The following is an 18,392-nucleotide window of genomic DNA, read 5'->3' as shown; positions in this document are numbered from 1 at the left end:
CATCCATGAATAAGCCATTCAATTGCAGAAATGTAAGCTTTTCATCAAAAAGCGACGTATAGTCAATTACCCCTGTTAGTACCCCTATCTTCTTCTATAGAAAGCACTCTAAGAGCACGATCATTCATAATAAAAGGATTCACTATCAATAGTCTAAGAGTAAACACAGATATAATGATCATTTATAAGTAGGTAGCTTTCCAACTGCATCTAGGTGTTTGACAACATAAAAAATACTTCTCCCTTATCTATCTGTCATACTTAAAAACCTCACATCATAGACTTGTACAAATGCTGATGAATAGGTGGGAAGTTATGATGAGCTCAAGAGCTGATGATATAAGAAAACGGATGGCTAAAAGAAAAAAAGAGATGGAGAAGAATAAGCCTGTTCAAAAAAAATCGAAAAAAATGAATTGGTTGCAAGATGAGGAGAGGCATGGATTTGACCAACTTCCCTCATATGATAGTCCACCTCCTAAAGATTCAAATACGAATCACCCTTTATTTAAAAAGGAGGTTTTTCTATTTAAAGTGCTCGTATCAGCCTGCTTATTCCTCATAGTAGCCATTATGTTTAAAAATGATGGAGCAATTTTTGAAAAGCCGAAAGCCTTTGTTGTAGAGGCAATGGATAAGAATTTTCAGTTTGCTACTGTTATTAATTGGTATGAAGAGCAATTCGGACAAACCTTTGCCCTTTTGCCAAAGCAGAAACAGACAGAAGAATCTGTTGAGGAAGCGCAACCAAGCTTACCAGCAACAGGCAAGGTATTACAAGCGTTTGAGCAAGATGGACAAAAAATTTCGATTGAAACAAACATGGGTGAAAAAGTAGAGGCTGCAAATGGAGGAGTCGTTGAATTTATTGGCGAAAAACCTGGGTTTGGACAAACCGTTATCATTCAGCATGCCGATCAAAGTCAATCTTGGTATGGCAATTTAGCTGAAATTGATGTAAAGGCATATGACTATGTTGAAAAAAGTGCAGAAGTAGGAGAAGCGGCTACTAAAGAGGATGGGAAAGGCTTGTTTTATTTTGCCATTAAAAAAGGGGATGACTTTGTTGATCCTTCACAGGTGATTCCTTTTGAATAAATGGATATTACTTTTTAAGCAGATACGTATCCATCCTTTACTCTGGTTGGTAGTCGGATTAGCTGTTATCACTTCTCATTTCAACGAGCTTTTTCTTTTACTATTGATTATTTTTGTTCATGAAATAGGACATGCTGTGGCCGCACAGTTTTTTTCTTGGAGAATAAAAAGCATTGTGTTACTGCCATTTGGCGGTGTGGCAGAGATGGACGAACATGGTAATCGCCCATTAAAAGAAGAGTTAATGGTAATTTTAGCAGGACCTATACAGCATGTTTGGATGATTGCTGCTGCCTTCCTATGTTTTGAATGGCAGCTAATCACACCTGAGTACTTTTCTTTGTTTGTCCAGTATAACTTGATGATATTACTTTTTAATTTGCTTCCGATTTGGCCATTGGATGGTGGGAAATTAGTCTTTTTGTATCTGTCTTATTTTTATGCATTTGGTGATGCACATAGGAAGGCGTTGCAGCTGTCTATTTTTATGCTCATATTGTTTTTAATTGCTTCTCTTTGGATTCTCCCTTTTAATATTAATATTTGCATCATCCTTGCATTCTTACTTTTTTCCTTATACTATGAATGGAAACAGCGCAGATATATATTTATGCGGTTCTTATTGGAACGATACTATGGAAAGCATAGTGAACTACGTAAATTAAAACCGTTAGTCGTTCAAGAATCTGAACCAATCATGAAAGTGCTCGAGAAATTTCAACGAGGTTGTAAACACTCGATTATTGTTGAGACGGGGAATAAAGAAAAGAGTGTGCTAGATGAAAATGAGTTATTACATGCGTACTTTGCGGAAAAGAATGTGTCAGCTCAAATAAGTGACTTAGTGTATGTTTATTAGAAGCGAGGAAAGTAGAATTGAAAAGATTAGTGATCAATACAATAAATAGAGAAAAAAGGTATGCCTTGCTCGATCAAAATGAAGTTGAAGAATTGTATATTGAACCATTACAACTCGAAACAAAAGTAGGGAATATCTATCTAGGCATAGTTGAAAAGGTTATGCCAGGGTTAAATGCACTCTTTGTCAATATTGGTGAAGAAAAGAGTGGCTTTTTGCATAAGGATAAATTGCAAAGTTATGCACTTGAAGATGATGATAAGAAGGAAAAACGTAACCTTTCTTCTTTTGTCCATCAAGGGGAAAGGTTACTTGTACAAGTAGAAAAGGATCAAACGGGAACGAAAGGACCAAGGTTAACGGGGATCGTAGAATTGCAAGGCAATTATATGGTCTATTTGCCGTATGGGAACTATCTTGCTGTATCGAAGAAAATTACTAATCAGAGTGTCAGAGAACAGTTAAAGCAAAACTGTGCGAGGTTGCTCGAAGCCAAGGAAGGGCTAGTAATTAGGACTGCTGCGAAAGATGTTGATATGGATGTACTTAAAAAAGAATTAACGCAATTGCGTGTAAAATATCAGCAACTCTATGCCGCCTCTCTCTTAATAAAAAGACCCGGTGTTATTCAAACGGAAGATCAATTTTTACATAAAGTACGTCAAGTCATACAAAAAATGAAGAGTGGGGAAGTAATTGTGGATGATACTACTGTCAAAAAGCAGTTACAGCCTAAAGACAATGTCACATTTCACCTTCATACGGATCAAGAAGCTATCTTTACTTCCTATGGTCTTGAACGTGAAATTGAAAAAGCATTAAAAAGAATTGTATGGTTAGATAATGGTTCTTATCTGATTTTTGATGAAACAGAAGCGTTAGCTATTATTGATGTGAACACAGGTAAATTTTCTGGAAAACACCAATTGCAAGATACGGTCTTAAAAACAAATGAATTAGCGGCAAGGGAGGTAGCGAGACAAATACGTATCAGGGACCTAGCAGGAATGATACTAATTGATTTTATTAGTATGGAAAAAGAGCAGGATAGAATACATATTTTATCTGTGATAAAAGAGGCGCTAGCTACCGATGAAAGACAAATAAAAGTAATTGGATTTACACCTCTTGGTATTTTACAATTGACGAGAAAGAAAACGAAGGTGTCTCTTTCTGAAGCTTTACAGGAGAATTGTACAGTTTGTCATGGGACGGGTAAGGTATTGCGCGCAGAAACGGTTGCCTTTCGCTTAGAGAGAGAATTGTGGTCGTATCGCACCCGTGATGAGGAAGCGGTTCTTATAGAAGTGACAAGGGATGTCGTTGCTGTATACACTAAAGAGGAGTTACAGCAATTAGAAGAGAGCTGTGCGAAACACCTTGTTTTCGATTTCATCGATCGCCCAAAACCAAGCTATCAAATAAAAAGATTTGGTCCATTGAAAGAAATGCAAGTGTAATCGTATTGACAGTACAGTATGTGTATGATAACATTTTGATGTTATGTTTGTAGCGCCCATGCTACAACCGCGCAGAAAAGGTCATTAAGCTTCTGCTTTGGCAGAACACCTGGGATGGCGAGTCTTAGTCTTAAGAGGAGGTGCAGTTATGTACGCAATTATTGAAACTGGTGGTAAGCAAATCCGTGTAGAAGAAGGTCAAACAATCTACATCGAAAAGCTTAACGCAGAAGCAGGCGAAACAGTTACTTTTGAAAAGGTTCTTTTCGTAGGTGGAGACAGTGTGAAAGTTGGAAGCCCAGTTGTTGATGGTGCTTCAGTTACGGCTAAAGTTGAAAAACAAGGTCGTGCGAAGAAAATCACTGTATTCAAATACAAAGCAAAGAAAAACTATCATAAGAAACAAGGTCACCGTCAACCGTACACTAAAGTCGTGATTGATAAAATCAACGCATAAGGTTGATGATTGATGATTGATGTAAGCATTCATCGTAATCGTTCTGGACTCATACAATCATTTGAAATAAGTGGTCATGCCCTGTTTGCTAATAATGGTGAGGACATTGTCTGTGCAGGTGCATCAGCTGTTTCAGTTGGGTGCGTTAATAGCATCCATCAGTTAGCGGGAGTTACTCCGCATATTCAAATGGAATCTGGACTATTATCCTGTATTCTTCCGAGCAATCTTGCTCAAGATATAGAAGAAAAAGTCCAATTATTGCTTGAGGGTATGGTTGTCTCATTGCAAACGATCGTTGAGAACTATCCGGAAAATATAAAAATAACCTTCAAACAGTAGGAGGTGGATTTCATGCTATTAAAATTAGATCTTCAGTTATTCGCATCTAAAAAAGGAGTAGGTTCTACAAAGAACGGACGTGACTCAATCTCTAAACGCTTAGGCGCTAAGCGTGCAGATGGTCAATTCGTTACTGGTGGTTCTATTCTTTACCGTCAACGCGGTACGAAAATTTACCCAGGTGTAAACGTGGGTAAAGGTGGAGACGATACTCTTTTCGCGAAAGTGGACGGAGTTGTAAAATTTGAGCGTCTTGGACGTGACCGTAAGCAAGTTAGCGTATACCCTGCAGCTCAAGAAGCATAAGATTGAGTGGAGAACTCTAACCATTAATGGTTAGAGTTCTCTTCATGTCATTCATCCCACATATATCTCCTCAAACTGTCCTCTTTTGATAAAAGTCCGCTACTTTTTATGCATTTCTATTGATGGAACCTTAAATATAGGGGCAGATTTAAAAATTCTTACCTTTCTTTTTGCTAAGATACATACGGCTATGGTTTTTTTTTGTTATACTAACACCATATCAATGTAATGGCTGAGGACCATAAAAGAAGATGTAGGAGTCAATTATGGAAAAAGATTGGGATATTGTTGAAGTGCTACGTCATGCAAGGCATGATTGGTTAAATAAAATACAACTAATTAAAGGCAATTTAAGCTTAAATAAGGTGGAACGGGCAAAAGAAATTATTGATGAAATTGTTGTGGAGGCGCAACAAGAGGCAAAGTTATCAAACCTACAAATGCCTCAATTTGCTTCACTTTTATTTACGTACAATTGGCGAAATCCAAAATTTCAATTAGAGTATGACGTTTATGAAGTATTCAAATGTGATCAACTGGATGATAAAAGTTTAACTGATTGGACAAGATCTTTTTTCTCTTGCTTAAATGATGCTGTACAGCCATTTGCTGATAATCATTTATCTATATCAATTAATCCAGAAAAGCAGGGTGTCCGTTTCTTTTTTGATTTTAGTGGAACAATTACTTATATGCAGCAGATTCGCTTATTTTTACTAGAGCAATCAACAAGTATGGGGCTTACAGTGAGACGCTTAACAGAAGATGAAATATCATTTGATTTCTTTGTTCTTTTTGAAGAGAAGTAAAATGGATTTATTTAATAGTAAAAAGCTAGTCAGTAAAAGATATTATAAACAGCGAGAGTCAAGGGTGTTCATATTCATGTGCATCTTTTGAATAGGAGGAAGTAGATCTTATGTTTGTCGATCAGGTCAAGGTGTATGTAAAAGGTGGCGACGGTGGGAACGGAATGGTAGCCTTTCGTCGTGAAAAATATGTTCCTAAAGGCGGTCCAGCTGGTGGGGACGGTGGTAAGGGCGCGAATGTTGTCTTTATTGTTGAAGAAGGTTTAAGAACGTTAATGGATTTTAGATATAAACGACATTTCAAAGCGGAACGTGGTGAGCATGGAATGTCTAAAAATCAGCATGGCAGAAATTCGAAGGACATGATTATAAAAGTACCGCCGGGAACTGTGGTTACAGATGCTGAGACTGGTGAAGTAATTGCGGATTTAACTGAGCATGGCCAACAGGCAATTATAGCAAAAGGTGGCCGTGGAGGTCGTGGAAATTCACGGTTCGCTACACCTGCCAATCCTGCACCGGAATTATCAGAACATGGAGAGCCAGGTCAAGAGAGAGAAGTTATGCTTGAGTTGAAATTGCTTGCAGATGTAGGGCTAGTTGGATTCCCAAGTGTTGGTAAGTCGACTTTACTTTCTGTCGTTTCTGCTGCTAGGCCGAAAATTGGCGCGTATCATTTTACGACAATCGTTCCTAATTTGGGTATGGTAGAAACAGAAGATAATCGTAGTTTTGTCATGGCTGATTTACCTGGGTTAATTGAAGGTGCTCATTCTGGAGTGGGCCTGGGACATCAATTTTTAAGACATATTGAACGTACACGAGTAATTGTTCATGTGATTGATATGTCAGGAATGGAAGGCAGAGATCCTTACGAAGATTATGTGACGATCAATAATGAATTACAGGAATATAATTTACGTTTAACAGAACGTCCACAAATTATTGTAGCTAACAAGATGGACATGCCTGATGCAGAAGAACACTTAGCGGCATTTAAGGAGCAGCTTGAAGAAGAGTATCCAATTTTCCCGATCTCTGCAGTTACAAGGTCTGGATTACGTGAGCTACTATTTGCGATTGCAGATAAGGTAGAAGAAACACCAGAATTCCCACTTGAACATGAAGAAGAGGATACAGGAGTTCACCGTGTACTTTATAAACATGAAGCAGATCAAGTAGAATTTACGATTACAAGAGATTCAGCTGGTGACTTTATTGTGTCTGGTGATGCAGTTGAGAAATTATTTAAGATGACTGATTTTAGCAGAGATGAATCGGTTAGACGTTTCGCCCGTCAATTAAGAGGGATGGGTGTAGATGAAGCATTACGCGAAAAAGGTGCAAAAGACGGGGATATCGTCAAGTTATTAGATTATGAATTTGAATTTATTGACTAACCTTAAAATATCAATGAGGTGAAAGATGAAACAGGATAAATTAGATAAAAAATTCTTCCTTGTCCGAGAAGATGTATTACCTGAGGCTATGAAAAAGACTTTGGATGCAAAAGAAATGATTGAAAGGGGAAAAGCAGAATCTGTCTGGGACGCTGTCCATAAAGTAGATTTGAGTCGCAGCGCATTTTATAAATATCGCGATACTGTTTTTCCTTTTCATACAATCGTGAAGGAAAGAATTATTACATTGTTTTTTCATTTGGAGGATCGTTCGGGCACATTGTCACAATTATTAAGTATTGTGGCTGGATCAGGTTGTAACGTATTAACCATCCATCAAACCATTCCGATTTTAGGTCGTGCCAATGTCACCTTGTCACTAAATGTTGCTGATATGGCGGTAGGAATCGATCATTTATTATCCGATTTAAGGAAACTAGAATTTGTAGATAAAGTAGAAGTATTAAGTTCAGGCGCATGAGTTAAAACTCTTGCGTCTTATTCATTTTAAAAAAGAGGGTTATTATACCTAAAATGAATCACTCAAACAGCTTAGTAAAATAAAATGGTGAAGTTTCAAACATACATGTAGAAACGAGTCAGAGGCAATGAAATAATAGACAAGTCAAACCGTATTTGTTTACTCATCGACACCTCATATAAACTATCTCGATTTTAATAAGAAAGATATCTTATAAAAAAAGATAAAAACCTCTTTTACATCCATAAACTAAAGTGTTAAAGTATAGTATAATGAGTTTTTTCATAATTCAAATTTGTTGTGGCTACATAGAATGAAGCTACTGATGAAAGGTGTTCACAATGAAAAAAATAGGCTTCTTAGGACCAGTTGCTACTTTTACAGATATAGCCGTTCGCGGCTTATTTCCAGAAGATAGAGCAATTCCACAAGCAACCATTCCTGCTTGTTTAGATTCTTTAGCAAATGATGAAATTGATTTAGCTGTTGTACCAATTGAAAATGCATTAGAAGGATCAGTTAATATTACTTTAGATTATTTAGTTCATGAGGCACTTTACCCAATTGTGGGTGAAATGACCATCCCTATTAGACAACATTTACTTATTCATCCTAGCCAAAAACTAGAAGATATTCAAACGGTATATAGCCATTCTCATGCAATTGCTCAATGCCATCGCTTCCTACATTCGACTTTAAAAGCTGTTGAACTTGTTAATATGACATCAACGGCTGCAGCTGCAAAATATGTAAGTGACCATCCTGACGAAAAGGTTGCTGCAATAGCAAATGCTTTAGCAGCAGAAGAATATCAATTAACCATTGCTCACCAAGATATTCATGATTATTCACATAATCATACACGGTTTATTGTAGTGGCAAAGCAAGATTGTCACCTCAAGACAGCGCAGAAGTCAAAAGGATATAAGACAACTGTTATGGTCTCGTTACCTGATGATCGTGCTGGAGCGCTTCACCAAGTGCTATCCGCCTTTTCATGGAGAAATTTAAATTTATCAAAAATCGAGTCAAGACCAATGAAAACAGGATTAGGGAATTATTTCTTTATTATTGATATCGACCAGAAAATAGATGATGTCCTTATTCCAGGCGTAAAGGCGGAATTAGAGGCATTAGGTTGCAAAGTGCAAATTTTAGGTAGTTATCCTTCATATCAACTCGGGAAAATAGAAGAATTGACTCATAAATAACAAAAAAGAAAGTAGAGTACATGCTCTACTTTCTTTTTATAAAGTACCATTTCCTAGCAAGTATTATGTATCTATTTCGATAAGAAATCCTGATTTTTTCAATGCCTCTTCTGCTTCGTCAAGCTTTGCTTCACTGCTGCTCGTAATCGTGTGTAAATGAATCCCACCTGTTAATTCTGATAAATAACTAGATTGAGTAGAATGAATTTTCTTCATAAACTGTTTTACTTCTTTGCGGTCAGAAACCATAATAGATGCTGTCAAATCACCATATACTGGATGCTCGATTGTGACATCTTTTACGGTGACCCCATGATCAACAAGTAAGTTTAACTCTTCTTCAGTTTGTTCAGGTGAATGGTTACTAGCTATTGTTCTTGTAGCTACCGGATGTGGTGAAGTATGATTTAACCTTAAGTATCCTTGACTTGTGGCAATAATTGGTTCGCTTCTTGCTTTTAACAGTGTAATATCACCAACGATTACTTGTCTGCTTACATGGTACTTTGCTGCTAGTTCACTACCTGTAATAGGCTCTTCACTTTCCTTCAATAATTGTAGTAGTTTCATCCGTCTGTCTTCTCCAAGCACCTTTTTTTGTTCGCTCATTCTTAATCCCCTCTACTATAACCATAATCAATAATTTTACCATAGGAAACCAGTATAAATAAAGTTATCCCATGCTTTCCTTTATTGTTGCTAGCAATTTGGCAAGTGCGATTAATTGTTCTTTCGAGGTTTCTGTTCCAGTAGATATTCTGAAAAATTCTTTCGCCGCTTTTCCATTAACACCGATGGCAGACATAGCTGAGGATGGCAATTGCGCATTGGTCGCACAAGCACTACCAGTAGCAATGCAAAAGCCTTTTCGGTTCGCTTCTAACATCACATACTGTCCCTCAATTCCAGGTATTCGCATCCCTATAGTAGATGGGATTTGTCTTTCTTTTGGTGCCTCATAAATAATAGAGTCAAAATGGACACAATGAGTGATGAAAGCTTGACGAAGGATTTGTGCGTGCGTTCTTGTTTGTTTCCATGTTCTCATACTTTCATCTGCAGCTATTGTCATAGCGACTATAGCTGGTAGATTGACTGTACCTGGCCTCAATCCCTTTTCATGTGAAGTATTTGGTAGTAAGCCACGAATGGGATGTGCAGGATGTATATAGGCTAAACCGGCTCCTTTTGGTCCGTAAAATTTATGGGCAGATATTGCAAGACTATCAACGACTTGGCTCACAGGAGTGATATCTACTTTCGTAAAGGAATGGACACAGTCACAATGAAGGTAGATTTGATGAATTTTACATAATGCGCTTATTTCCTCGATTGGTTGGATTGAACCAAGTTCACTATTGGCATGTTGAATAATAGCAAGAATGGTATCTGGCCTAATAGCGGCCGCGAATTGTTTAGAATCAATTTGACCATTATGATCAAATGGTAGATAAGTCACCTCATAACCATTATCTTCAAGTATAGATAAAAAGTTAGAAATAGAAGAATGCTCAGCTAATGTGGTAATAATATGTCCTTTTGTATTCGTTAAGGTTAAAAGAGATCGGATACAAATAAGGTTACTTTCCGTCCCTCCACTCGTAAAATAAATTCCACTACTCGGTACATGTAGAAAAGAAGCTAGCGTCAAACGGCATTGTTCCAGTAAATCATGTGCCCGACTGCCTATATCATGAAAGCTTTCTGTGTTTCCATAAAATTCAGTAGCAGTTCTTACATATGCATCAGCCGCTTCTTTTGATAAGGGGCAAGTGGCGGCATAGTCTAAGTAAATCATAAATGGCTTCATTCCTTTGTTTTTGAATAGAAGGGGATGTATGAAGGTCTTATCCATCATCATCTGTATTCATTTCTAGGCTTTAACCTAATTATTACAAGTAGGGAAATAAATATTGTTAAAAACTCTTGTCATCAGTTTAAATCTGTGTAAATATAAGTGTCAAGACATATGTTAATTTTACCTGTATAGTTTACTGTCAGGAGGATCACAATGAAAAGTTTAGATGTGGTTATTATTGGGAGTGGTGTAGCTGCTCTTCAATTAGCACAAAAAATTCGTAATGATTTGCATGTGATAATTATCACAAAGTCAGATATGAGAAGTAGTAATTCTTATTTAGCACAAGGAGGGGTTGCTGCTTCGCTCAGTAAAGAGGATGATTGGGCCCTCCATTTACAAGATACTTTGAATGCTGGATGCTATCACAATGAGGAACGGGTTGTGGAAGCTTTAACAAAGGAGGCACCTGATTTAATTCATGAGTTAAGTGCACTAGGCTTTCCATTTGATGAGAATACAAACGGGGAATTATCACTTGGGTTAGAAGGAGCGCATTGTAAAAAAAGAATTGTGCATAGTGGCGGCGATGCGACGGGGAAGCATCTTGTTGATTTTATGATCAGTCAATTACCTAAACATATTGAAGTAATAACAAATGCATTTGTTTATGAGCTTCTCGTTAAACGGAAAATTTGCTATGGCGTAAAAGTGAAAAAAAAAGACGAAACCCATATCATTTTCGCCAAACATGTGGTTTTAGCAACTGGTGGGTGTGGTCAGTTGTTTCAATATACATCTAATAGCCCTGTTGTTACCGGTGATGGTTTAGCTCTTGCACATCGGGCAGGGGCTATATTAACGGATCTTGAATTTATTCAATTCCATCCGACTTTATTATACGTGGGTGGTGAAACGAAAGGTCTTATTTCTGAAGCTGTTCGTGGGGAAGGTGGCGTTTTAGTTGATGAACAAGGAATTTCGATAATGAAGGGAGTTCACCCACTTGAGGATTTGGCTCCGAGGCATATTGTCGCTCAAGAAATTTATCAAACTATGAAGCAAGGTAGAAAAGTTTATTTAAATATCCAGCAGGTGGCACGATTCACTACTCGATTTCCGACTATTAGTAAATTATGTGAAGCTAATGGTGTTAATCTTGAAGATCAATTAATACCAGTTTCGCCTGGTGCCCACTTTCTTATGGGTGGGGTCAAGACGAATGATAGTGGCGAAACAAGTATTGCTCATCTTTATGCAATGGGGGAAGTGGCAAGGACGGGCGTGCATGGAGCAAATCGTTTAGCTAGTAACTCTCTTTTAGAAGGTTTGTATTTTGGTAAAAAAGTAGCTCAGCAAATAAATAAGAGTAAGGATCATGACGTAGGTAAAAGAAGCGATTATCGTTTTGAAATTAAGAAAGAGAATATCCAAGGAAGATTACCTGCAAAAGAAGATATTCAAAACCGAATGATGGAATATGTTGGCATAGTAAGGAATAAGGCCAACTTACAAGATCAGTTACGTTATCTCAATCATTTTCATCTCCCACAATCATTAGATTATCTATCACAAGAGGAAATTGAAATCGTTTTTATGATGGAAATATCAAAATGCATTACGAAATCAGCCCTTAAACGGAATGAAAGTAGAGGGGGACATTTTCGTGAGGACTTTCCAATTGAAATGGAAGAATGGATGAAAAAAGAAATTAAGCATGAAAAGAAAGGTGATCATGATGAATACATTGAAACTTCGCAAACAATTAGAGCATTACTTCATTGAAGATATTGGTGAAAGAGATGTAACGACAGAATTGATCTTTGGAGAACACGAAAGAGGTGCAATTACTTTTCTAGCGAAGGATACAGGTGTGTTTTGCGGTAGAGAGATCATAACGACAGGCTTTCCTTTGTTATCTAATGAATGCCATTTTGAATTCTTCAAACAGGAAGGTGAGTGGTTTAATCAAGGGGAAGTCTTACTTAAAGTATATGGGCCAATCTCAGCACTTTTAAAAGGAGAGCGTGTAATTTTGAATTTAGTGCAACGAATGTGTGCAATCGCAACGAAAACAAAGAAAGCGGTTGCTTTATTAAATAGCACACATACACGTATTGTCGATACAAGAAAAACAACACCTGGATTAAGAATGCTTGAGAAATATGCAGTTCGAACAGGTGGTGGTTATAATCACCGCTACGGATTATATGATGCGGTCATGATTAAAGATAATCATATAAGCTTTGCAGGCTCGATAAGTAAAGCAGTAGAAAGTGTGAAGTCAAAGATTGGACATATGGTTAAGATAGAGGTCGAAATTGAGAGTATAGCGCAATTGAATGAAGCGATTACTGCTGGCGCAGATGTCATTATGTTTGATAATCGTACACCTAATGAAATAAAAGATTGGTTAACTTATGTGCCGAAAGGTGTTATAACCGAGGCATCAGGAGGTATCCGTTTAGAGGAACTTCATAAGTATGGACAAACAGGTGTTGACTATATTTCGATTGGTGCTTTAACACATTCAGTTTCCGCACTTGATATTAGTGTGAGAATGTCTATGATAGAGAAGGAGAAGCGAAATGAATCTATTTGACACGATTGAAAAACAAACGATACTACCAGAAAAATATCGTTCTTTATCTAATGGGCAGTTAGAAAATATTGTGCGTCGCGTGAAGGGTACCTTTGGAGACAAGTTGTATATTCCAGGCCACCATTATCAAAAAGATGAAGTGATACAATTTGCTGATAGTACAGGTGATTCATTAAAATTAGCACAATTTTGTGCGCAGAATACCCGAGCTGAGTTTATCGTGTTTTGCGGTGTACATTTTATGGCAGAAACAGCCGATATCTTAACAACTAAAAATCAAAAAGTCTATTTACCAGATATGAGAGCGGGCTGTTCAATGGCTGATATGGCTAATATCCATCAAACAGAAAGAGGATGGGAGCTATTAACCGAGCGATTTGGGGAGACCATTTTACCGCTTACTTATGTAAATTCAACAGCTGCCATTAAATCATTTGTGGGTGAACATGGTGGAGCGACCGTTACTTCTTCCAATGCAGAAGAAGTGGTAAAATGGGCGCTCCAACAAAAGGAAAGGATTTTGTTCTTGCCGGATCAGCATCTTGGCAGAAATACAGCCTATAAGTTAGGTATTGCTTTAGATGAAATGGCAGTCTGGGATCCGATTCAACATAGATTAGAATTTGATGGAGGAAATGAGCAGATCAAAGTGATTTTATGGAAAGGTCATTGCTCAGTGCATGAGAATTTTACAGTGAGGAACATCGAAGATATACGAAAAAACAGACCAGAAATGAAAATCATTGTTCATCCTGAGTGTAGAAGAGAAGTTGTTGAGCGGTCTGATATGGATGGTTCTACGAATGATATTATTCAGGCAATCGAAAAGAGTAAGCCAGGTTCTCAGTGGGCAATTGGCACTGAAATGAACTTAGTAAATCGTCTCATTCAATCACATCCAGATAAACAGATTGTTTCATTAAATCCACATATGTGTCCATGTATGACAATGAATCGCATTGATTTAATGCATTTGGCATGGAATTTAGAAATGTTGGAGAAAGGTGAGCCCATAAATCAAATCAAGGTTGATGATCAAATCGCTGCAGGAGCAAAACAAGCATTAGCACGCATGTTGGTAATAAAATAAATTGAAATAAGGCTACCTTTCATTAGGTAGTTTTTTTATGGGTAAATCAAAAAATGTTGCTGTGGACAAAAAATCATTTTCATAAGTCTGTTCAGAATTTTCATTAAAAAAATCCTTTTTTTGTGCTTTCCTTTAATGTTTATCATAATTTTCATGATTTCTGCATAAGTTTTTTTGAAGATTATTAGCAATTTGCCCATTCCTTCATAGAATATATGGACTCGTCGAGAAGTAGGTATGAGCCCGCACGTATTTATAGGTGTTAGGCAGCTACTTTTTATCCCGATTCGTTATAATCATTGATGGTATAAAGCTCTCATCAATGAAAGTTTGTTTTGTATAGGAGGGAACCAGCGTGAAAATCCATATCGTTCAAAAGGGTGATACCCTATGGAAGATTGCGAAGAAGTACGGCGTGAATTTCGAAGAGCTTAAAAAGATGAATACTCAGTTAAGTAATCCTGATATGATTATGCCGGGTATGAAAATTAAAGTACCAGGAGCAGGTGGGATGATTAAGAAGGAAGCACCCCTATCAGGAACAAAGATTAACGTAGGCTCTAAAAAAGAAATGCCAAAAGAGATGCCGAAAGAACAGGTAAAGAAGGAAGAAGTAAAGAAAGAAGCAGTAAAAAAAGAAGTGAAAAAACCGTATAAACCTAAAATGCCTAAACAAATCCTGCCGGATATCGATATAAACAACTACTATATGATGAATTTCGAAACACAAAAGCCGTTAAAACCTGTTCAAGAGCAAAAACCTTTAAAACCTGTTCAAGAACAAAAGCCGTTAAAGCCTGTTCAAGAACAAAAGCCGTTAAAACCTGTTCAAGAGCAAAAACCTTTAAAACCTGTTCAAGAACAAAAGCCGTTAAAGCCTGTTCAAGAGCAAAAGCCGTTAAAACCTGTTCAAGAGCAAAAGCCGTTAAAGCCTGTTCAAGAGCAAAAGCCATTAAAACCTGTTCAAGAACAAAAGCCATTAAAGCCTGTTCAAGAACAAAAGCCATTAAAACCTATGCCGCAATTACCACCAAAACCAACCAATATCTTACCTAAGTCGACTGAGTCATCACAATCTCCTTCTATTAAAGGGAAGGAGCAAATCCAAGGAGGTTATGATCAACTTATGTATCCTTATAACCCTAATATGTTCCAACCTGGCATGCAACAGCCTTACTATCCTCAAAATCAAGGTGCTTACAACCCCTATCAGCAACAAGGTATGGTAGCGGGTGTAGAGAGTCCGAATTATCATGAAGAAAGTTCTTCATATATGTCACCATATCAAAATCAACAACAGGCACAACTGTCGCCACAAGTAGGAGGTATGTACGATCAGCAAGCACAACTTCCGCCACAAGTAGGAGGTATGTACGATCAGCAAGCGCAGCTCCCGCCGCAAGTAGGAGGTATGTACGATCAGCAAGCACAGCTCCCGCCACAAGTAGGAGGTATGTACGATCAGCAAGCACAGCTCCCGCCGCAAGTAGGAGGTATGTACGATCAACAAGCGCAGCTCCCTCCACAAGTGGGCGGTGCTTATGATCAACAAGCACAGCTCCCGCCGCAAGTGAGTGGTGCCTATGATCAACAAGCACAGCTTCCACCACAAGTAGGAGGAGCGTTTGATCAGCAATTACCGCTACAACCGACTTATATGATGCCGGCGATGCAGCAGCCTTGCTATCCATGCCCGCCACCATGTCCAACGCCATGCCCGCCACATCATATGATGCATCATCATGGTGTAATGCCGTTCTATCCACAGGTGCAAGGTGTGAGTGAGTCAGGAGAACAATTACCGTTAAGTCCAAGTCAAAGCCAGATGCCGTTAAGTCCTAGCCACAGTCAAATGCCAATGCCTCCAACTGTAGCAGGAACACAAGATTGTGGGTGTGGTGGCCCTCAATATCAAGCACCGATGAATCAGGGTTTTGGCTATCCTTATAGTCCGATGCCGCACCATGGTTCCCCATATGGCTATGCACCAATGGGTGGCGCACAACCGTTTGGAATGCCAAGAGGCTATGATGAAAGCAGTGACTTCGAAGGATAATGTTAAAGGAGACGATCATCATAATCGTCTCCTCTCCTATTTACAAAAGCAAATACCATGGACCATATTAGAAATTAATCAAATCAGGCAAAATGTTTTTAAAGTAGAAACAAACCACACACCATTTATATTAAAAGGGTTTCGTTCTTATCATAAGTTTAAACTTCAAGAAACATTTACCTCTTCATTAATAAAGGAGGGGTTTGTTCATACTTATTCCTTTCTTCCTTTAGCAAAGGATCCACCGTTATTTTTCGATGGAATTTATTTTGGATGCTTATTTTATATCCTCCCTTCTGAACAGCCTTTTACTTACCAAAACGAAACCAACCGTAAAGAAGGGTTAGATCTCATTGACAAATTTCATCATGTCTCAAAAAAATTAAAGGATCGTTATGTTACATTATTGTCCCCCCACCACCAGCGAGATAAATGGAGAATTCGGACTGTGCAATTCAAAAAAAATGAAAGTATTTTAAAGTATTTTATACCAAAAGAGATAATGGCTGAATATTTAGCATGGGCAGATTGGTCTTTATCTGGTATGGGGGGAAAAGAACAGACAATTGAAGCGAATGAAGTGATACTTCACGGTGATGTGGCTCATCATAATTTTATTCGCGATGATAGTAACCAATTATTTTTAATTGATTTTGACTTAATATCCATTGGCCAAAAGGAATATGATTATTTACAGTACGCAAACAGAATTTTGCCAACGCTTGATTGGGAGTTAAATGAAATGGAGAAGTTCCCTCAATTAAAGGAACTCACTACTAGTAACCAATCTTTGTACGCTCTCTCTTATCCAACTGATGTCTTTCGGGAGTGGAACAGGTGTATTCGAGAACGAACCTATATTTATCCAAAGAAAATGCGACCATTATTATCCTTAACCATTGATCAATTTCAGAAAAGGAAATTATTTGTGGAAGAGCTGAAAAAAAGAATAGATGGATAAATCTAATTTGTATGACTGCCCCTTGTTTTTTGCAAAATAGTAAAGAGATGAAAAATCTCCAATATTACCAGTGGGGGTATGTTAAATGCAAAAGAAGATTCTATTTGTCCCTTTTGCTGTTGTGATGTCGATGAGTTTAGCTGCCTGTGGTACGAATAACGATGCGAGTGAGACGACAGATGAGAACCGGAATCGGACGGTACCTATGGGTTATTATACGAATGAACAGCATAATCAAAAATCGAAATTTAAGCTATTAAATGATGATGATGGTGCAGTAACAGAGTGGATGGATCATTCTCTAGGAGATGAAACGGATACAACAAGAGATGGGAAATTCAGCAAAACAGATGTCAATTATAATGGCCATATTGAGTATAATCATGTACCGCGGTCTAACTATTATCAATCTTATGAAGGAGAATTAATTGAAAAAGTTATCCATGAAGCAGAAGAAGTAGAGCAAGTAAAAGAAGCGAGAGCGGCTGAGCATGACGGGAAGATAGTAATTGCTTTAAGACTAAATAAAGATGCGGATGAAAAGCAAGTTGAACAAGAGGTTTTTTCAAAGGTAAAATCCTTTGTTGGAGAGAGAAAAGTGAGAATTGTTACGAACGAAAGTCAATTCTTTCGCCTAAATACAATTGATAATGATGTAAAAGCAGGTCTCCCAATGGAAAAAATAAATGAGAATATTGATGAAATCTTTTATTCAAAGTAATCAATATAAATGAAGCACGAACAAGTTTGGAAATTAAATTTGTTCGTGCATTTTTTTTGGAGTTAGATGATTTACCTAATGTTTGTTATTTGATTTTAGTCCTATGAATAGGCTCAATCGGGAGTATGCGTATAAGGAAAAAAAAAGTGGAGAAAATATATAGTATTAAGAGGTGGATATACTTGGTGAAGGAGGGGCAATAATGAAGAAATTAAGTGCGATAACCTTAATTATCTTACTCATCACTTTTCCCTTTAGTATTCATAATAGCGTCCAAGCTGTAAGTCGTGGGAATGAAAACCAAACAATAAAAGAAATTAAACCAGAACAAATAGATATTATTTTAGAAAGAGAATATATTGATGGGGAAATTAGTCAGGAACGAGTGCGCGAAACGATATGGTCATTTGAAGATTTATGGGCAAAATACGATGAGTGGCAATTAATGGATATGAAAAAAGGAGAAATGGTTTTTCGTCAACAAGTAAATGATATTTCGCCATTATTAAAGGCAAATGGTTATTTTGGCATTACTGAAGATGGTGTACTCACCATTTTTAATGGAGAACCTAGAAAGGCACAAATTATTCAATCATTCTTTTCTATTGATTTAGGAAAGCTTGAAAGTAAAAAATGCGAGCAGTTGAAACAAGGGATTCCAATTAAGTCAAAGAATGATTACATGGAAGTTTTAAAATCTTTTAGCGGCTATTCTTTATAAATGAACTGTAGCGACCTTTT

General features: G+C 37.5%; 19 protein-coding genes and 1 other annotated feature. Of the genes, 17 read left to right on the top strand and 2 right to left on the bottom strand.

All coding sequences use genetic code 11. The features are described from left to right. Window positions 1–315: 315 nt before the first annotated feature. From MKX67_RS16560 to pheA, 10 genes are all read left to right on the top strand, one after another. The gene (locus MKX67_RS16560; protein ID WP_307312739.1) at window positions 316–1,098 is read left to right on the top strand and encodes a M23 family metallopeptidase; all 783 of its coding nucleotides are present in this window, start codon (window positions 316–318) and stop codon (window positions 1,096–1,098) included. Next, a complete protein-coding gene (locus tag MKX67_RS16555; protein WP_095372407.1) occupies window positions 1,091–1,957 on the top strand; it encodes a M50 family metallopeptidase in 867 nt (288 codons plus the stop codon). Before MKX67_RS16560 ends, MKX67_RS16555 begins: the two co-directional genes overlap by 8 nt. A gap of 17 nt (window positions 1,958–1,974) precedes the next feature. Beyond that, complete coding sequence (locus MKX67_RS16550) at window positions 1,975–3,417, top strand: Rne/Rng family ribonuclease (RefSeq protein WP_342488468.1); 1,443 nt, start codon at window positions 1,975–1,977, stop codon at window positions 3,415–3,417. Window positions 3,418–3,472: 55 nt separating this feature from the next. After that, window positions 3,473–3,552, top strand: a sequence feature (ribosomal protein L21 leader region). Between the two features lie 13 nt (window positions 3,553–3,565). Then, entirely contained in the window at window positions 3,566–3,874 is a 309-nt protein-coding gene (rplU, locus tag MKX67_RS16545; protein WP_095372409.1) for a 50S ribosomal protein L21, read from the top strand. A 12-nt stretch (window positions 3,875–3,886) separates the two neighbouring features. After that, entirely contained in the window at window positions 3,887–4,216 is a 330-nt protein-coding gene (locus MKX67_RS16540; protein WP_095372410.1) for a ribosomal-processing cysteine protease Prp, read from the top strand. 12 nt (window positions 4,217–4,228) lie between these two features. Continuing rightward, window positions 4,229–4,522 (top strand): 50S ribosomal protein L27, encoded by a 294-nt coding sequence (gene rpmA / locus MKX67_RS16535; protein WP_009333115.1) that lies wholly within the window; start codon window positions 4,229–4,231, stop codon window positions 4,520–4,522. Window positions 4,523–4,788: 266 nt separating this feature from the next. Next, window positions 4,789–5,331, top strand: a complete 543-nt coding sequence (locus MKX67_RS16530; RefSeq protein ID WP_095372411.1) for a sporulation initiation phosphotransferase B — start codon at window positions 4,789–4,791, stop codon at window positions 5,329–5,331. A 110-nt stretch (window positions 5,332–5,441) separates the two neighbouring features. Beyond that, window positions 5,442–6,731 carry a GTPase ObgE gene (obgE, locus tag MKX67_RS16525; protein WP_095372412.1) on the top strand — a complete coding sequence of 430 codons (1,290 nt, stop codon included), beginning with the start codon at window positions 5,442–5,444 and terminating at the stop codon, window positions 6,729–6,731. Window positions 6,732–6,756: 25 nt separating this feature from the next. Next, complete coding sequence (locus MKX67_RS16520) at window positions 6,757–7,212, top strand: ACT domain-containing protein (protein WP_095372413.1); 456 nt, start codon at window positions 6,757–6,759, stop codon at window positions 7,210–7,212. Window positions 7,213–7,553: 341 nt separating this feature from the next. After that, window positions 7,554–8,423 carry a prephenate dehydratase gene (gene pheA, locus MKX67_RS16515; RefSeq protein ID WP_307312752.1) on the top strand — a complete coding sequence of 290 codons (870 nt, stop codon included), beginning with the start codon at window positions 7,554–7,556 and terminating at the stop codon, window positions 8,421–8,423. Between the two features lie 63 nt (window positions 8,424–8,486). Here the strand turns inward: pheA and MKX67_RS16510 are convergent, their stop codons facing one another. After that, entirely contained in the window at window positions 8,487–9,032 is a 546-nt protein-coding gene (locus MKX67_RS16510) for a transcription repressor NadR (RefSeq protein ID WP_095372415.1), read from the bottom strand. A gap of 64 nt (window positions 9,033–9,096) precedes the next feature. Then, window positions 9,097–10,221: an IscS subfamily cysteine desulfurase gene (locus tag MKX67_RS16505; protein ID WP_342488466.1), complete on the bottom strand. Its 1,125-nt coding sequence runs from the start codon at window positions 10,219–10,221 to the stop codon at window positions 9,097–9,099. 213 nt (window positions 10,222–10,434) lie between these two features. Between MKX67_RS16505 and nadB the strand changes: the two genes are divergently transcribed. From nadB to MKX67_RS16470, 7 genes are all read left to right on the top strand, one after another. Next, entirely contained in the window at window positions 10,435–12,006 is a 1,572-nt protein-coding gene (nadB, locus tag MKX67_RS16500) for an L-aspartate oxidase (RefSeq protein WP_307312755.1), read from the top strand. Further along, window positions 11,960–12,823, top strand: a complete 864-nt coding sequence (gene nadC / locus MKX67_RS16495; RefSeq protein ID WP_095372418.1) for a carboxylating nicotinate-nucleotide diphosphorylase — start codon at window positions 11,960–11,962, stop codon at window positions 12,821–12,823. Before nadB ends, nadC begins: the two co-directional genes overlap by 47 nt. Beyond that, window positions 12,810–13,913, top strand: a complete 1,104-nt coding sequence (gene nadA, locus MKX67_RS16490) for a quinolinate synthase NadA (protein WP_095372419.1) — start codon at window positions 12,810–12,812, stop codon at window positions 13,911–13,913. The genes nadC and nadA overlap by 14 nt, the downstream gene beginning before the upstream one ends. Before the next feature lie 355 nt (window positions 13,914–14,268). Continuing rightward, window positions 14,269–15,969 carry a SafA/ExsA family spore coat assembly protein gene (gene safA, locus MKX67_RS16485; protein WP_342488465.1) on the top strand — a complete coding sequence of 567 codons (1,701 nt, stop codon included), beginning with the start codon at window positions 14,269–14,271 and terminating at the stop codon, window positions 15,967–15,969. Next, complete coding sequence (locus MKX67_RS16480; protein ID WP_095372421.1) at window positions 15,944–16,930, top strand: phosphotransferase; 987 nt, start codon at window positions 15,944–15,946, stop codon at window positions 16,928–16,930. The genes safA and MKX67_RS16480 overlap by 26 nt, the downstream gene beginning before the upstream one ends. Window positions 16,931–17,015: 85 nt before the next feature. Then, complete coding sequence (locus tag MKX67_RS16475) at window positions 17,016–17,651, top strand: YhcN/YlaJ family sporulation lipoprotein (protein ID WP_342488464.1); 636 nt, start codon at window positions 17,016–17,018, stop codon at window positions 17,649–17,651. 202 nt (window positions 17,652–17,853) lie between these two features. Further along, window positions 17,854–18,372, top strand: coding sequence for an intercompartmental signaling factor BofC (locus MKX67_RS16470; RefSeq protein ID WP_095372423.1), 519 nt, complete (start codon window positions 17,854–17,856; stop codon window positions 18,370–18,372). Window positions 18,373–18,392: the final 20 nt, after the last annotated feature.

Origin of the sequence: Cytobacillus sp. FSL W7-1323 (assembly GCF_038595015.1) — a bacterium.
In the GTDB taxonomy this organism is placed as follows: domain Bacteria; phylum Bacillota; class Bacilli; order Bacillales; family Cytobacillaceae; genus Cytobacillus; species Cytobacillus kochii.
Note: the sequence above shows the minus strand (reverse complement) of the source record. Positions and strands in the feature narration are given on the sequence as shown.

What these genes read in the sequence shown, in the direction of transcription:
- MKX67_RS16560 (WP_307312739.1), top strand. Translation starts at nt 316, where the DNA reads ATGATGAGCTCAAGAGCTGATGATATAAGAAAACGGATGGCTAAAAGA.
- rplU (WP_095372409.1), top strand. Translation starts at nt 3,566, where the DNA reads ATGTACGCAATTATTGAAACTGGTGGTAAGCAAATCCGTGTAGAAGAA.
- MKX67_RS16540 (WP_095372410.1), top strand. Translation starts at nt 3,887, where the DNA reads ATGATTGATGTAAGCATTCATCGTAATCGTTCTGGACTCATACAATCA.
- rpmA (WP_009333115.1), top strand. Translation starts at nt 4,229, where the DNA reads ATGCTATTAAAATTAGATCTTCAGTTATTCGCATCTAAAAAAGGAGTA.
- MKX67_RS16530 (WP_095372411.1), top strand. Translation starts at nt 4,789, where the DNA reads ATGGAAAAAGATTGGGATATTGTTGAAGTGCTACGTCATGCAAGGCAT.
- obgE (WP_095372412.1), top strand. Translation starts at nt 5,442, where the DNA reads ATGTTTGTCGATCAGGTCAAGGTGTATGTAAAAGGTGGCGACGGTGGG.
- MKX67_RS16520 (WP_095372413.1), top strand. Translation starts at nt 6,757, where the DNA reads ATGAAACAGGATAAATTAGATAAAAAATTCTTCCTTGTCCGAGAAGAT.
- pheA (WP_307312752.1), top strand. Translation starts at nt 7,554, where the DNA reads ATGAAAAAAATAGGCTTCTTAGGACCAGTTGCTACTTTTACAGATATA.
- MKX67_RS16510 (WP_095372415.1), bottom strand. Translation starts at nt 9,032, where the DNA reads ATGAGCGAACAAAAAAAGGTGCTTGGAGAAGACAGACGGATGAAACTA.
- MKX67_RS16505 (WP_342488466.1), bottom strand. Translation starts at nt 10,221, where the DNA reads ATGATTTACTTAGACTATGCCGCCACTTGCCCCTTATCAAAAGAAGCG.
- nadB (WP_307312755.1), top strand. Translation starts at nt 10,435, where the DNA reads ATGAAAAGTTTAGATGTGGTTATTATTGGGAGTGGTGTAGCTGCTCTT.
- nadC (WP_095372418.1), top strand. Translation starts at nt 11,960, where the DNA reads ATGAATACATTGAAACTTCGCAAACAATTAGAGCATTACTTCATTGAA.
- nadA (WP_095372419.1), top strand. Translation starts at nt 12,810, where the DNA reads ATGAATCTATTTGACACGATTGAAAAACAAACGATACTACCAGAAAAA.
- MKX67_RS16480 (WP_095372421.1), top strand. Translation starts at nt 15,944, where the DNA reads ATGAAAGCAGTGACTTCGAAGGATAATGTTAAAGGAGACGATCATCAT.
- MKX67_RS16475 (WP_342488464.1), top strand. Translation starts at nt 17,016, where the DNA reads ATGCAAAAGAAGATTCTATTTGTCCCTTTTGCTGTTGTGATGTCGATG.
- MKX67_RS16470 (WP_095372423.1), top strand. Translation starts at nt 17,854, where the DNA reads ATGAAGAAATTAAGTGCGATAACCTTAATTATCTTACTCATCACTTTT.